This is a genomic window from Microbulbifer sp. TYP-18, from assembly GCF_040932045.1.
GTDB lineage: Bacteria > Pseudomonadota > Gammaproteobacteria > Pseudomonadales > Cellvibrionaceae > Microbulbifer.
Map to the genome: position 1 here is coordinate 104,047 of NZ_JBFRBC010000001.1, position 15,425 is coordinate 119,471.

General features: G+C 60.6%; 9 protein-coding genes. 3 read left to right on the forward strand and 6 right to left on the reverse strand.

What is annotated here, in order from left to right; all coding sequences use genetic code 11:
• Nucleotides 1-182: 182 nt before the first annotated feature.
• Genes nagA through agaR form a run of 5 tightly spaced genes read right to left on the reverse strand, consistent with a single transcriptional unit; the run spans nt 183 to nt 5,523 of the window.
• Nucleotides 183-1,379 carry an N-acetylglucosamine-6-phosphate deacetylase gene (nagA, locus tag ABVT36_RS00350; protein WP_368454758.1) on the reverse strand — a complete coding sequence of 399 codons (1,197 nt, stop codon included), beginning with the start codon at nt 1,377-1,379 and terminating at the stop codon, nt 183-185.
• Entirely contained in the window at nt 1,369-2,304 is a 936-nt protein-coding gene (locus tag ABVT36_RS00355; RefSeq protein ID WP_368454759.1) for an ROK family protein, read from the reverse strand. The genes nagA and ABVT36_RS00355 overlap by 11 nt, the downstream gene beginning before the upstream one ends.
• The gene (locus ABVT36_RS00360; RefSeq protein ID WP_368454760.1) at nt 2,301-3,428 is read right to left on the reverse strand and encodes an SIS domain-containing protein; all 1,128 of its coding nucleotides are present in this window, start codon (nt 3,426-3,428) and stop codon (nt 2,301-2,303) included. The genes ABVT36_RS00355 and ABVT36_RS00360 overlap by 4 nt, the downstream gene beginning before the upstream one ends.
• Nucleotides 3,429-3,443: 15 nt before the next feature.
• A complete protein-coding gene (locus ABVT36_RS00365) occupies nt 3,444-4,718 on the reverse strand; it encodes a D-tagatose-bisphosphate aldolase, class II, non-catalytic subunit (protein ID WP_368454761.1) in 1,275 nt (424 codons plus the stop codon).
• A 34-nt stretch (nt 4,719-4,752) separates the two neighbouring features.
• On the reverse strand, nt 4,753-5,523 hold the full coding sequence (gene agaR / locus ABVT36_RS00370) for a transcriptional repressor AgaR (protein WP_368454762.1): 771 nt from the start codon (nt 5,521-5,523) through the stop codon (nt 4,753-4,755).
• A gap of 259 nt (nt 5,524-5,782) precedes the next feature.
• Between agaR and ABVT36_RS00375 the strand changes: the two genes are divergently transcribed.
• The 3 genes from ABVT36_RS00375 to ABVT36_RS00385 all read left to right on the forward strand — a co-directional run bounded on the left by ABVT36_RS00375 (nt 5,783) and on the right by ABVT36_RS00385 (nt 11,656).
• Entirely contained in the window at nt 5,783-7,162 is a 1,380-nt protein-coding gene (locus ABVT36_RS00375; protein WP_368454763.1) for a Gfo/Idh/MocA family protein, read from the forward strand.
• 95 nt (nt 7,163-7,257) lie between these two features.
• Nucleotides 7,258-10,083 (forward strand): TonB-dependent receptor, encoded by a 2,826-nt coding sequence (locus ABVT36_RS00380; RefSeq protein WP_368454765.1) that lies wholly within the window; start codon nt 7,258-7,260, stop codon nt 10,081-10,083.
• A 247-nt stretch (nt 10,084-10,330) separates the two neighbouring features.
• Nucleotides 10,331-11,656 carry a sugar MFS transporter gene (locus ABVT36_RS00385; RefSeq protein ID WP_368454766.1) on the forward strand — a complete coding sequence of 442 codons (1,326 nt, stop codon included), beginning with the start codon at nt 10,331-10,333 and terminating at the stop codon, nt 11,654-11,656.
• A 501-nt stretch (nt 11,657-12,157) separates the two neighbouring features.
• Here the strand turns inward: ABVT36_RS00385 and ABVT36_RS00390 are convergent.
• Complete coding sequence (locus tag ABVT36_RS00390; protein WP_368454767.1) at nt 12,158-15,364, reverse strand: efflux RND transporter permease subunit; 3,207 nt, start codon at nt 15,362-15,364, stop codon at nt 12,158-12,160.
• Between the last annotated feature and the right edge of the window lie 61 nt (nt 15,365-15,425).

Here is a 15,425-nt window from a genome sequence, read left to right on the forward strand (position 1 = left end):
GGCTTTCTGGCGGCAACTGCCATCGGCGCCGAAAGCGGTGCTGGGAATCTCCGCGTCTTCCTGGTCAGTAATTTTTCAACGGAATCCAGATGACCCCAGTGCAGGCACTGATATTCGTCGCTGGTGCCACTGAGATCTTGAATAGCGATATCCCGGACATCGATCCCGGCCAAGGGCCGCTCCTACAGGGTATTTAACCGATTGGTAAACCGGCCTCGCATATTTTCGTCGCCATAGATCAATTCGCCACGATATAGCGTCGCCCGCACATTCCCGTTACTGTCGAGCACGGCGATATCCGCATCCTTACCGCGGGCAATCGATCCGGTGCGGTCGTCAATACCCAGAAACTTTGCCGGTGACAGGCTAGCCATATGCACCGCATCGCGAAAGTCGATACCCGCCAGCCTGTGCAGGTTGGCCACCGCCCTCTCCAGGGTCAGGGTGCTGCCGGCCAGTGAGCCGCTGTCGGTCCTGGCGATACCCTGTTTCAGATCCACCTCCATTTTCCCCAACATGTAACGCCCGTCTGCCAGGCCACCGGCATTGATACAGTCGCTGATCAGAGTGATTTTCCCCGGTTCCTTTAATTTGCAGATCATCTGCAGTATCGCCGGGTGCAGGTGCACACCGTCGGCGATCACCTCCACATTGACATCTTCCATCAGCACGGCGCCGGTGCATCCTGGGTCGCGGTGGTGGATGCCGCGCATACCGTTGAATACGTGCACGCCGCCGCAGGCGCCGGTGCTCAGTGCCGCGGCGGTCTGCTCGTAATCTGCGTCTGTGTGGCCCAGCATCACCTTTACGCCTTTTTCTGTCAGGTAGGGGATTATCTCTATGGCCCCTTCGACTTCGGGCGCCAGGGCCAGCACTTTCAGTTGTCCGTGGGCGGCCTTCAGCAGCGTGTCGATACGCTCGCGGCTTGGGGTTAGGAAGTAGTGCTCGTTGTGTGCGCCCTTGTGTTTGGGGGCAAAGAAAAGGCCTTCACTGTAGCCGCCCAGTACCTGGGCACCGGGCTGGGTGGTGAGTGCGGCGCGGCCCAGGTTGTCCATCGCGGCCAGGGTCTCTTCCCAGCTGCTGGTCACGGTGGTGGCGAGAAAGCCAGTGACGCCGTGGCGGGCCAGGGAGCGGGAGATGCTATCCAGCGCTTCCGGAGCCGCATCCATCACATCGCAGCCCTCGCGGCCGTGGATATGCAGGTCGATCATGCCGGGAGCCAGGGTCGCGCCCGGCAGTTCTATTAACGGCAGTTCGCCGCCGGGCGTGTCGGTAATGTCGGCGATACGGCCGTCCTCTATGCGCAGGCAGTGATCGGCCAGGTCCTCTGACTCGGTGATTGCGCGCGCGGCCCTGAGGTAAAAGTTGTCAGTTTTCATCCGTAGCTATTTTTTGTTCTGGAGCACTGGTAAGGGCGAGCAGGGCCGCGCCGCGGGCGCCGCTGGCATCACCGAATTTAGGCGGCACCACTGGCGGGGCGCTGAAGCCGGGGAAGAGTTGATTTTCTATGGCGCCGGGCAGATCCCGGTAGAATTCCTGTATGCGGGACAGGCCGCCGCCGAGAACGAAGATATCCGGGTCGTGCGCCATTACCAGATTGGCGAAGGCCGCGCCCAACAGGTCCAGGTGCACAGCTTTGGTATTCAGCGCCCGCGGATCTCCGTCGCGCCAGCGCTGCACCAGCGCCGGTATTTCGATTTCCTCGCCCCACAGCTGCCGGTGCAGCGTCGCCAGGCCCGGGCCGGTGATATAGGTTTCCAGACATCCAAGCAACCCGCAGCCGCAGCGAAGCAGCGGCAGCTGGTACTTTTTCCGCAGGTCGGCCGGCAGTGGATGGTGTCCGTATTCGCCGGCGATACCCTGGCGGCCTCGGTAAAGTCTGCCTTCGATCACCAGGCCTCCGGCGGCGCCGGTGCCGAGCACGGCGCCGTACACATGGCGGGAACCCTGGCCCGCGCCGCCGCGGGATTCGGACAGGGCGAACAGGCGGCAGTCGTTCTCTATGACTATCGTGTGCCCGAGTCGCGCCGCCAGCGATTCCGCCACTTTTTTGCCATTGGCGCAGGCGATATTGGCGGACAGCGAGCGCCCCTCGGCGTCGATCAGGCCCGGCATGCCGATGCCGACTTTGCCCTTGCAGCGGTGGCGGCGATCCGCGTTCTCCACCAGCCCGGCGAGTGTGTCGATAAACATCTCGTAGTCATCGACAGGTGTGGCCAGCCGCTCGCTTTCGAGTTTGTTCAGGTCTGCGTCGAAGCAGGCAAACTCTATCTTGGTGCCGCCGATATCTACGCCGTAAATCAACGCCTATTCCCCGTGGTAAATGGATATATGGTTACGCCCTGGACTACCCGGTTGACCTCGCCGGTGGGGCAGGGGTTGTCCGGCGTGATGCCCAGCGCGAGAGATTTGTAGAAGGCCAGCAGCTGCGCGAAGACGATGTAGTAGAGGGCCAGCCAAGCGTCCTCGAGGCCGCGGGTGTCGACCAGGTCCGCCGGGCAGGAAATCCACTCGGTAGTGCCATCGCGGCGCAGTTCTTCGAGCAGGTCGTCGTCGTAGCCGCGGCAGTAGCTGTCGTTGCTCTGCAGCAGCAGCACCAGGGTGGATTCGTTGAGCATCGACTTGGGGCCGTGGCGGAAGCCGAGCGGGCTCTCCGCGTTGCAGTCCACCTGGCCCGCCGTCAGTTCCAGCATCTTCAGTGCGGCCTCCGTTGCTATGCCCTTCAGGCCGCCGGAACCGAGGAATACCACGCGCCGGAAGTCCCGCTGTGCCAGTGTGCGCACCATGTCGAGCCGGGTTTCGAGAAGCGTGCGGGTGTTTCCGGCCAGGGTTTCCACCTGTCCCGTGCCGGGAGCAAATACTTCCAGTGTGCCGACCAGCATGGCGGTAAAACTGCTGGTCATGGCGAAACTCTGGTCGAGCGTCTCTGCGAGCATCATCAGCGAATAGCTGTTGTGTCCGCTGCGCGCGCGCGCGGCGAGCTTGCCGTCGCGGTTGCAGGTGATGACCAGGTGATAGCATTCGTCGACACACCGATCGGCCAGGTCGTAGGCGCCGACACTCTCCGGGCTGTTGCCGGAGCGGGCGTAGGAGATCAGCAATGTGGGCTGCTGCCGCAGCAGGTAGCCCTGCGGGTTGCTGACCAGGTCAGTGGTGCTGATCGCCTCGACGCGGCGCTCCATAACCCGGGTCAGGTAGGGCGCCAGGGTTTCGCCCACATAGGCGGAAGTGCCCGCACCGGTAAGGATAATGCGCAGGTCGCGCCGCTCGAGCAGGGGCTTGAGCCAGCTGTCGAGTTGCCCCCGCTGCTGCTGAACCAGTTCCGCCGTGCCCAGCCACACATCCGGTTGCTGAGCAATTTCCCGCGCTGTGTGCTCGCCGTTTTGTGTGCGCAGTTTGGCCTTGTTGATCGCTAAATTCTCGTACATCGTCCGGGTCCTTTGTTACTGCTTCCAGCAGGCTTCGGCGTAAGTGGCGGTGACCTTGCGGATGCGCGCTTTCACCAGCGCGCGCGGTTCGTTAGAGAGCCGGCCCTCGCGAATCTCCCGGTATTCCTCCGGGAAGTACTGGCTGGCCAGCGGCAGTGGAATCGGTTTGTCCGACAGGTTGTGGAGCAGTCGGGCGCTGGCTTGCTGTACTTCTTCGTCGGGCCAGTAATAGCGAATGCGGTCGCTGTAACTGTAGCGGCGGTATAGCGGCAACTGCTCCGCTGCCACTTCGTAGAAGGCCTGCCAGTATTTGGGTTGGTCCCGCATACGCTGTTCGCAGACATGGCGCAGGTTGGATTTCTGCGCGATGCCGGGCAGCTCCTCCTCGATATGGCTGAGGGCAAACAGGGCTTCGCGCAGGGCGAAAGTCAGTTGGGGGCCCACTTTCAGTATCGCGAAGTGGTCGCGCACCAGTTGCCGGTAGCTTTGCAGGGTCTGGTAGTCGGTGGAGTGGGCCTCGAAGGCGATGCCGCCCGCCTCTTCGGCCAGCGCCTTGAGCTTTTCCGCCCTGGCCGGCTGGTAGTCGACGACGGATGTGTGATCGAACTCCACCCCCGGCTGCACCACAAGACCGACCACGCGCTGCCAGGCTTCCGTCAGCTCCAGCTTTTCGAAGGCGGCGCGGTGCAGCGCTATGGTGTTGCGCGCCTGGGACGGGGCCGTCACTTCCAGCTCGACAATGGCCTCTTTGGCGCCACCGGGCGGCGGCACTTCGGTGCCGATGATATAGACGATTTCGCTCTTGTCGCCGCGGCGCCTGGCAGCCTCTTCGGCGACGCGGCACAGGTCGGCGGCGCGGGCGGCGATAAGCTTGTCCGCCAGCGGCAGCTGGTCGTCGGCGCAGGGCATGCTGCAGTCCAGGTGAATCTTGCTGAAGCCGGCGGCCACATAGGCGTCGATCAGGTCGCGGGCCTTCTGCATGGCCGTCCCGGCGGGCTCAGACTGCCAGCACACGGGCCCCAGGTGATCGCCGCCGAGCAGTAGCCGTGCAGAATCCAGCCCGACCCCGTCGGCCAGCGTCATCACATAGTCGAAGAAGTCCATCGGCCGCATGCCGGTATAGCCGCCGAACTGGTTCACCTGGTTGGCGGTGGCTTCGATCAGTAGGGGCGTGTCGTCCGCCAGTGCCTGCTCCATGGCCGCCTCCAGCACCAGGCCGTGGGCGGAGCAGACGGAGTAGATGCCCCGCGGCTGTCCGCTGAGATTGGCGGTGATCAAATCTTGCAGCATGGGAATCCCTTGTTGTTACTTTTTCTGAATGCACTCAGTCGGCCATCACCACCTTCACACCGGCCTCGGAGATTGCCTGGTGAAAGGCGTCGGGTATGCCGGCGTCGGTGATCAGTATGTCGATGTCGGCAAAATCGCAGATCTTGTGCACGCCGGAGCGGTTGAACTTGGAGGAGTCGGTGACCGCGATTACCTGGCGGGCCACCTTGCACATCAGCCGGTTCAGGTTGGCCTCGTACTCGAAGTGGGTGGTGATGCCGCCCTGGAAGTCGATGCCGTCGACTCCCAGAAATACCTTGTCGAAGTGGTAGCAGCGCAGCATCTCCTCGGCCGGGCGGCCGTAGAAAGAGAGGGACTTCTTGCGCAGGGTGCCGCCGGTCATCAGCACCTCTATCCCCTCGGCGTCGAGCAGCTGCTGGGCCACATTGAGGCCATTGGTCATGACCAGCAGGCGCTCGAAACCCCGCAGTTGCCGGGCTATTTCGGCAGTGGTGGTGCCCGAGTCCAGGATGATGGTGTCCTGCTCGCGGATCTCCTTGGCCGCGGCCGCGGCCAGCCGGCGCTTGATGTCCAGGTGCTCGGTGACCTTTTCCTGCACCGACAGCTCCTGGGTGACCCGATTGCTGGCCACGGCGCCGCCGTGGGTACGCACCAGCAGTCCCTTCTTGTGCAGGTAGTTGAGGTCGCCGCGGATGGTCACCGCGGAGACGCTGTACTTCTCTACCAGTTCCGAGACCTGCACGCGCCCGGCATCGGCGGCGGTCTGGATGATGTCGAGTCTTCTCTCAATCGTGTTCGTGGGCACGGCTCTTTCTCACGGGGAATCTGTCGTTATTCTACGAAACTTTTGTTTTCTTTCAATTACATTTTATTTTTCAGATACTTTCATTTCTTGAAAATAACTATTATTCAAGAAGTTACAAGAAAATTTAGGTGTCGGATTAATTTCTTTCAGCTGCAAAGTGAAAGTTTTTGAAGCACTTTTTGGTTGAACGGCGGATTTCGCTTGGTTATTGTCGGAAGCCTGCGAATTCCGACTGTCTGGACAAAGGGTGAATATAAAAATGAGTTCGATCGATCGTCGCAAATTCCTCAAGGCGAGCCTGGCAGCGGCCACCGTCGCTGCCACCGCCGGCTGCGCAACTACTACTAATAGAGGAGGGGTGATAGGTGGGTCTCCGCTGACCGGCCAGAAGTCGGTGATGGGGTTGGTGGTGCCGCCGATGGAGACAGTCCGGGTCGGTTTTATCGGCGTTGGCCAGCGCGGCGTCGGTGCGGTCAAGCACTTCTGCAATCTCGACGGAGTTGAGATTAGGGGTATCTGTGATATCGACCAGCAGGTGCTGGATCGCGCCGTCAATATAGTCACGGCCAGGGGAATGCCGCGCCCGGCGGCCTACGGGGAGAATGAGCACGCCTACCGCGATCTGCTGGAACGCGACGATATCGATATCGTCATCATCTCCACCCCCTGGCGCTGGCACACGCCGATGGCCGTGGAAACCATGCTGGCCGGCAAGCACGCCATGGTGGAGGTGCCGGCGGCGCTGACCATCGACGAGGCCTGGCTACTGGTAGACACCGCCGAGCAGACCCAGAAAAACTGCATGATGCTGGAGAATGTCTGCTACGGCCGCGACGAGCTGATGGCCCTGAATATGGTGCGCAAGGGCCTGCTCGGAGACCTGCTGCACGGCGAGGCCGCCTATATCCACGAGCTGCGTTGGCAGATGAAGGAGATCGACCGCAAGACCGGCTCCTGGCGCACCCGCTGGCATGCACTGCGCAACGCCAACCTCTATCCGACCCACGGCCTGGGGCCCATCGCCCAGTACATGAACATCAACCGCGGCGACCGCTTCGATTACATGAACTCCATGAGCAGCCCGGCGCTGGGGCGCGCCGCCTATGCCGAGCGCGAGTTTCCCGCGGATCACCAGCGCAACCGGCTCAACTATATCGCCGGTGACATCAATACCAGTCTGATCAAGACGGTGAAGGGCAGGACCATCATGGTCCAGCACGACACCACCACGCCGCGGCCCTACAGCCGCCACAACCATATCCAGGGTACCAACGGCGTCTTTGCCGGCTTCCCCAACCGCATCGCCTTGGAGGAGGGCGGTCGCAAGAGCTTCCACGAGTGGGACTACGACATGGATTACTGGTACCAGCGCTACGACCACCCGCTGTGGCGCCGTATGGGTGAGGTGGCCGAGCGCAACGGCGGCCACGGCGGCATGGACTTCCTGATGTTCTGGCGACTGGTCTACTGCCTGCGCAACGGCCTGCCTCTGGACCAGGATGTCTACGATGCGGCCGCCTGGTCCGCGGTGACCCCGCTGTCCGAGGCCTCAGTGAAAAACCGCGGCGACAGCGTGGACTTCCCTGACTTTACCCGTGGCGCCTGGAAAACGGGAATACCGCTGGGCGTTGTCAGCTGACCGCGGCGGGCCCCACGCCCGCCCGATGCATCAGGTCGTACAAGGCCGCCGAGTTTCCAAACCACGCCTAAAAACTATAAAAGGGAAGGTGAACCATGATTAAAAGTAAAAAGCACGTCCTCAGCCTGGCAATCGGCGCTCTGGGCTTGGCATCGCAGGGTATGGCGCAGGAGGCGGAAGCGGAGCTGACAACCGACGACCTGAAGCCGGTATCGGATAAAGTGGTGGAAGAGGTACAGGTCTACGGTATCCGCAGCAGCATCAAATCGTCGCTGGATATCAAGAAAAACTCGGTCAATGTGGTGGACGCCATTATGGCCGAGGATATCGGCAAGTTCCCGGACCAGAATATCGCCGAGGCGCTGCAGCGCATGAGCGGTGTCACTATCACCCGCAATGCCGGCGAGGGGCAGAATATCACCGTGCGCGGCCTGGGCGGCGACTACAACGTGACTACCATCAACGGCCGCCGCATGGCCTCCGAGCACAGCAGCCGCGATTTCAACTACGACCTGATCGCCGCAGAACTCTTGAAAGGTGTCGAGGTATACAAGTCGCCGATGGCCAAAACCCAGGAGGGCGGCATCGGTTCAGTGGTCAATATCCAGACCCGGCGCCCGCTGGATTTCTCCGGCCTGACCGTGTCCGGGTCGGTCAAGGGCATCTACGAAGATCGCACCCAGGAGATGAATCCCCAGGCTTCCTTCCTGGTTAGCAACACCTTTGCCGACGGCACCTTCGGTGCGCTGCTGACTGCGGTCTACTCGGAGCGCACATTGCGCACCGACGCCTACCAGGGCCAGGGTTTCTACAACCGGGGCAGCGAGGACTCGATCACCGTGCGCCAGGATGTGGACGGCAACGGCGAATTCGATCCGGCGGTGGACAACGAATACGGCTCCATTATTCCCGGCTATGTGCGCTACACCAACTGGCAGGATACCCGCGAGCGGATCGGCGCCAGCCTGGCATTGCAGTGGCAACCGCGGGGCGATGTCGAAGTGATTTTCGACAGTATCTACTCCGCCTACGACACCAACGGCGAGCAGTACGAAATCTCCTTCGTCACCTATGACGAGAGCTGGACGCCGGGCATTCCCAATGTCACCGACCTGGGCTTCGATGATGATGGCCTGGTTAATGCGCTGACCCTGAGCGACGGTGCCATGGCCGAGCTGCTGAATACCTCGGTCCCGCGCAGGACCGAAACCTTCCAGATCGGCAACAATGTGGCCTGGCATGTCCGCGATAACCTGACCCTGGCCGTGGATGTCTCCCACTCTGAATCGGCGAACACCAACAACGGCGACAACCGCTATGTAGTCGCGCGCGGCTTCGTGGACGAGATCCGCATCGACCAGTCCGGCGGCAACCTGCTGCCGGATATCACCATGACCCCGGCCCTGTCTCACAACTCTCCGTTCGGTGCCCACTACAGCTACAACTACGGCAACGAGATCCGGGACAAGGTGACCGAGTTCAAGTTCGACGGCGACTGGGCGCCGCTGGACTCCATCGTCTCCTCGGTGCAGTTCGGCATCAACTATGGCGACCAGGCCAAGGAACGGGATTCCTACAGTTCGGTCAATGCATCCATCTTCAGCAATGCCGGCGAGCAGTTCGAAAACTACCCGCAGTATTCTCCGGATATGTCGGCGGCGGAGAATATCGCCGGCTTCGATCTGTTCCGCCTGCCGGCGGATGTTCTGGTGGCCCCGCGTTTCGACAATTTCCTCGACGGTGAAGCTGGCTCTCACCCGGCGCCCTGGGCCAGCTTTGATTACGATAAACTGTTCGCCTTCTATGAGTCGATCAGCGCCGATGCCGCCAACGATCTGGTCAAGGCCCAGTTCCGCCCCAACGATTCCTTCACCGTAGGCGAATCCACCCTGGCGGCCTATGTGCAGGCCGACCTGCAGAGCGAGCTGTTGCAGCGACCCTTCACCCTGAACCTGGGACTGCGGGCCATAGAGACCACAGTGACCAGCTCCGGCTACTCGCTGGACGTGGACGCGGTGCGCTTCGAGGCGGGGGATGAACCCGGCGAGCTGCAGTATGTCGGTGATGTCTCCGATTACCAGCGCCAGAAGGACTTTGAGGATTCCTATACGGATGTGCTGCCGAGCCTGAACTTCAAGTGGAACCTGCGCGACAACCTGATCTACCGTTTCAGCGCGGCCAAGGTGATCACCCGGCCGCAGATAGATTCCCTCACGGCCTACAGCTATTTGAACCTGCGCGAGTTCGAGCTGTACAGCTCCAACCCCGGGCTGGAGCCGATGCGCGCGACACAGTTCGATACCGGCCTCGAATGGTATTTCTCCGACTACGGCGCGGTGACCGGTACCTTCTTCCTCAAGGATATCGAGTCTTTTATCGAGTCGGGACGCAACGGTACACGCACCATCGACGGCCGCAACTTCGCCGTCTACAGCGCCATCAACGGAGAAGAGGGCGCGGAGATACGCGGTACCGAGCTGGCCTATCAACAGTCCTTCGCCGGCATTCTGCCGGGTGTTTTCGGCGGCTTCGGCACACAGCTGAACTACACCTATGTGGACAGCGAGTACGATGACCGCGAGCGCCGCGCCGCGGGCCTGCCTTTCCGGGGCATGCCGAAAAACTCCTACAACGCCGTAATCTACTACGAGGGCGACGCCCTCCAGGCGCGGCTGGCCTACAACTGGCGCGGCAAGGTGATGACCAATCCCGACGCCTGGGGTGGCCCCAGTTGGGATGCGGACTACGGCCAGTTCGACTTTAGCACCGACTACGACTGGACCGACAGCATCAACGTGAGTCTCAGCGTGAACAACATCACCAATGAGCGCAACTGGGGCTACATACTGCGCCCGGATCAGGTCAGCCACCTGGCGCGCTACGGGCGCCTGGTCAACCTGGGTGTAAGCGCTAATTTCTGATTCAGGTCCCGGGCCGCCGGGACTATCAGAAGCCCCTTGAAATGGGGCACTTTTCGCCCCCTGCGCCCGTAAGGGAGGCCCGGGCACCCCTGCTAACGCTGGAAGTTTGCGGGACACGCTGTGAATACATCCGTGGCCGTAAAATATGCCGCATACTTCCCGCGCCATCGGGGCCTTCGCGTCCGGCTTTTGTATTCTTTTCCGGCAGCCGGGGCTGGTTACAAAAAAAATATAGGCGGGAGCGCCAATGAGTACCCCTGTTTCTCTCGAAAATATCTCCAGCGAGTCGAAGGACAGCCTCCTGCCGATGGCGATTATCGGCCTGCTGTTCTTTATCTTCGGCTTTGTCACCTGGCTGAATGGTTCGCTGATTCCATTCCTGAAAATCCTCTGCGACCTGAACGACTTCCAGGCGCTCTTCGTGACCTTTGTCTTTTATATCGCCTACACGGTTATGGCGCTGCCCATGTCCTTTATCCTGCGCCGCACCGGCTACCGTGATGGCATGGCCATAGGTCTCGCCATCATGGCGGTGGCGGCGCTGGTGTTTATTCCCGCGGCGCAGACCGGCAGCTATGCGATTTTCCTGTTGGGCCTGTTCGGTCTGGGGGCCGGTCTGACGATACTGCAGACTGCGGCAAACCCCTATGTGGTGAAAGTCGGTCCAACGGAGAGTGCGGCCACCCGCATTGCCGTGATGGGAATTATCAACAAGAGTGCCGGCGTGCTGGCGCCGTTGGTATTCACCGCCCTGGTATTGTCTGGTCTTACGGAATTCAACGCCGAGGCGGTCGCGCAACTGGCGGAAGTCGATCGCACGGCAAAAATGGAAGAGGTGGCCAACCGGCTGGTTGCGCCCTATACCGCTATGGCGGTACTGCTGTTTCTGCTGGTGGGGCTGGTGAAATTTTCCCGGTTGCCGGATATCGAAGACGAAGCGCCGGTGGACGGAGAACCCAAGTCCGGGATTTGGCAGTTTCCGCAGCTGGTGTTGGGCGCTCTGGCGCTGTTTGCCTACATGGGCGTCGAGGTGATCGCCGGCGATACCATCGGCCTCTACGGCGAGCGGCTTGGGCTGGCCAACTTTGCGTCGCTGACCTCCTACACCATGGCGTTTATGGTGGTGGGCTACCTGGTCGGCGTCTTCGCCATTCCGCGCTTTATCAGCCAACGACAGGCCCTGCTGGGCTCGGCGATTGCCGGTGGTCTCTGCGTCATCGGTGTACTTTTTGGTTCCGCGGAGAGTTCGGCGATTGCCGGCGCCCTGTGGGGATGGACCGCTATTCCGGTGGTGCCAGATACGGTGACTTTTGTCGCGCTGATGGGGCTGGCCCACGCGCTGGTGTGGCCGACGATATGGCCGCTCGCCCTGGATGGCCTGGGCAGATTTACCGCCCAGGGCTCTGCCTTGCTGATTATGGGCATCGCCGGCGGCGCGGTGATACCTCTGGCCTTTGGTCGGATTGCCGAGGCCGGCGGCGGCATAGTGAATGCTTACTGGGTAGCGCTGCCCTGTTACCTTTTTATCCTGTTTTATGCCGTCAAGGGATGCAGACTGCGCAGTTGGACGTGACCTCTCAACATTACCGAGTTCCCTGTAAATTATTGCTTTTAAAAGTTTCCTCAAATTTGAACGCTTTTGGGAAAACCAACTATCAATAGCTTGGAGTATTTTCTCCAGGAATTCGGCACTCTCAAGCACTAAGCACAGGAGATGGTTTCGGTGATGTGTCAGGGGGGCGAAGAAGTTGAAAAATTATCACCCCCGAAAACCTGCGCAATTACGCGGAATGACATGGGCCGGCTTCCGTCCGGCGTGGGCATACCTTTGTACCACATTATCCCGGCATTTTTCTGTTGCCGGGATAGTAAATTTCGCAATTAACGCTAGCCTGGCGGACAAGGCAATTGCCAACTTATGGTGGCATAGGCGAGGAGAAGTGGGTGGTTGATGATCGCTGAAGAGGATACACAAGGCTGTGGAAAATTCTGCGCTGGAGCCAGGGGTGCAATAAAGAATTATGTAAAAAAGCCGCACCCGGCGCAGTTTCCTGCGCCGGGTGCGGCAATGGGGTTAGGTGTTTGCGGTTTCCTGCAGCCGCGATGTGGCTTCCAACGGTAGAGACTCGGAATTTTCCGGTGCTTTGCGGGCGGAGACTTTGCCACCGGCAAGCTTGCGCAGGCCGACATAAAATACCGGAGTGAGCAGCAGGCCGAACAGGGTCACACCGATCATGCCGGTAAATACTGTGATGCCCATGGCATTGCGGACCTCGGCACCGGCGCCGTGAGCCAGCACCAGGGGGATTACGCCGGCAATAAAGGCTACCGAAGTCATAATGATGGGTCGCAGACGCAGGCGGCAGGCATCCAGCGCCGCTTTCACGGTGTCCTCGCCGGCCAGTTCCAGGTCCCGCGCGAACTCCACAATCAAAATCGCGTTTTTACAGGCCAGGCCCATCAACACTACCAGGCCCACTTGCACGAATACATTGTTGTCCCCGCCGGTCAACCAGACACCGAAGAGTGCTGCCAGCAGGCACATGGGCACTATCAGGATTACCGCCAGGGGCATGACCCAGCTTTCGTACAGGGCGGCCAACACCAGGAATACCAGCAGTACTGCGAGCGGGAAGACTACCAAAGCGGCGTCGCTCTGGTTGATCTGTTGGAAGCTCAAATCGGTCCACTCTATGTGCATGCCCGGGGGCAGAACTTCGCCCGCGACATTTTCCACCGTAGCCAGTGCCTCGGCTGAGGAAAGCACCTTGGGATTCGACTGACCCAGCAGGTCCGCGGCGGGGTAGCCGTTGTATCTGAGTACCGGGTCCGGGCCGTAGCTCTGGCGGAGGGTCACCATGGTGTTTATGGGTACCATTTCTCCATTGATGTTGCGGGTATAGAGGTTGTCCAGATCCTTCACTTCGTCGCGAAACGGGGCGTCCGCCTGTGCCACCACCTGATAGGTGCGACCGAACAGATTGAAGTCGTTGATATAGGTGGAGCCGAAGTACAGCTGCAAGGTGCCGAACAGATCGCCCAGGCGCACGCCCTGGGCCTTGGCTTGCAGCCGGTCCACTTCCGCATCCAACTGGGGCACATTGGCCTGGTAGGAGCTGAAGGGATGGCTGAGGCCGGTGACCTGACTCAGGGCCCCCGACAGTGTCTGGGTGGCTTTTTGCAGCTCGCCATAACCGGCACCGCTGCGGTCCTGCAAGTATAAGGAGTAGCCGGAACCGGCCCCCAGCCCGAAGATTGGCGGCGGCATAATGGTGATGGCGAGCCCCTCTTTGATCTGCGATAACTTATGGTTCAACTCGGCGGATATCTCCGGAGCACTGCGGCTGCGCGCCTCGAAATCGTCAAGCAGGATAAATACTGTGCCTACATTGGGGGTGTTGGTGCGCTGCAATACATTAAAGCCAACAAAAGCGGCAGCATGGGCCACCCCATCGGTTTCCAGCGCCAGTGCACTGACCTGGCGTGCCACGGCTTCGGTGCGGTCCAGAGAGGCCCCCTCGGGCAGGCGGATACTGCCGATCAGGTAAGTTTTGTCCTGGGTGGGAATAAAACCGCCGGGTACTTCCTGGAACAGGGTGAAGGTGCCTCCCAGCAGGGCCAGATAGACGATAAAGACCAGGCCGCGACGCTTGAGACTTTTCCCCACCACTCCCTGGTAGCGCTCCGAGCTGTGGTGGAAGAAGCGATTGAACGGGCGGAAAATCCAGCCGAACAGCCGCTCTATAATGCGCGCGGGCAAATCCGGTGCAGCGCCGGCGGGTTTTAACAAAGTCGCGGCCAGGGCTGGGGACAGGGTTAGGGAGTTGACCGCGGAGATGATGGTGGCGATGGCGATCGTGGTGGCAAACTGGCGGTAAAACTGGCCAGTGATGCCGTCCAGGAATGCCATGGGGACAAATACCGCGCAGAGCACCAGTCCTATGGCAACAATGGGGCCGCTCACCTCGCGCATGGCCTGGTGCGCGGCCGCCAGTGGCGTCAGGCCCTCCTCGATATTTCGCTCCACGTTTTCCACCACCACAATGGCGTCATCCACAACAATACCAATGGCCAGTACCATGGCGAACAGCGTCAGAGTGTTGATGGAAAAACCCAGGGCCAGCAGCCCCGCAAAAGTGCCGACTATGGACACCGGCACCGCCAGCAGTGGAATCAGGGAGGCGCGCCAGGTCTGCAGGAACAGGATCACTACCAGGACCACCAGCAGGACCGCCTCCAGCAGGGTTTTGATCACCGATTTGATAGAAGTGCTGATGAATACGGTCGGGTCGTAGACCACCTCCCATTCCAGGCCCTTGGGAAACTGGTCATCCAGTTCCGCCATTTTGTCGCGCACGGCGCGGGAGACTTCCAATGAGTTGGAGCCGGGGGATTGAAAGATGGGGATGGCTACCGCCTGGCGGCTGTCCAGCAGGGCGCGCAACGCATCTTCCGAGGCAGACAGCTCTACACGCGCTATGTCATGCAGGCGGGTGATTTCTCCGTTGGCACCGGTTTTCAAGACAACATTGCCAAACTCTTCTTCGCTTTTCAGGCGGCCCTTGGCATTGATGGAAATCAGGAAGTCGGCCCCCTCGGGCATGGGCTGTGCGCCAATCTGTCCGGCGGACACCTGCACATTTTGCTCCTGCACAGCGCTGACGATATCTGCAGCGGTTATGCCCAGGGCGGCGGCTTTTTGCGGGTCTACCCACAGCCGCATGGCGTAGTCACCGGAGCCGAACAGGGCGGCCAAACCTACGCCGGGAATACGCGACAGCTCATCGCGGATATGCAGTACCGCATAGTTGCGGATATAGGTGGCGTCCAGGCTGTCGTCCGGCGACTTCAGGTGCACTGCCATCATCAGGTTGGGGGTCTGTTTTTGCGTGGTCACACCCTGGCGGCGCACATCCTCCGGTAAGCGGGGCAGGGCCTGGGATACGCGGTTCTGCACCCGCACCTGGGCCAGGTCCGGGTCAGTGCCCAGTTTGAAGGTCACATTCAGGATCAGGGAGCCATCACTGCCGGCCACGGATTTCATGTAGATCATGTTCTCCACACCGTTGATGGCTTCCTCCAAAGGCGTGGCGACAGTCTCGGCAATAGTTTTCGGGTTGGCTCCCGGGTACCTTGTGGTCACCTGCACGCTGGGGGGCACCACCTCCGGGTACTCGCTCACCGGCAACAGTGGAATGCTGATCAGTCCCACCACAAAAATAACGATCGACAGCACCGAGGCGAAGATGGGTCGGTCAATAAAGAAACGGGAAAAACTCATAGACTGCTACCCCGGGTGCGGCGCACTGGCCGCTGGAATTTCATTGTTGGATTGCAAAGAT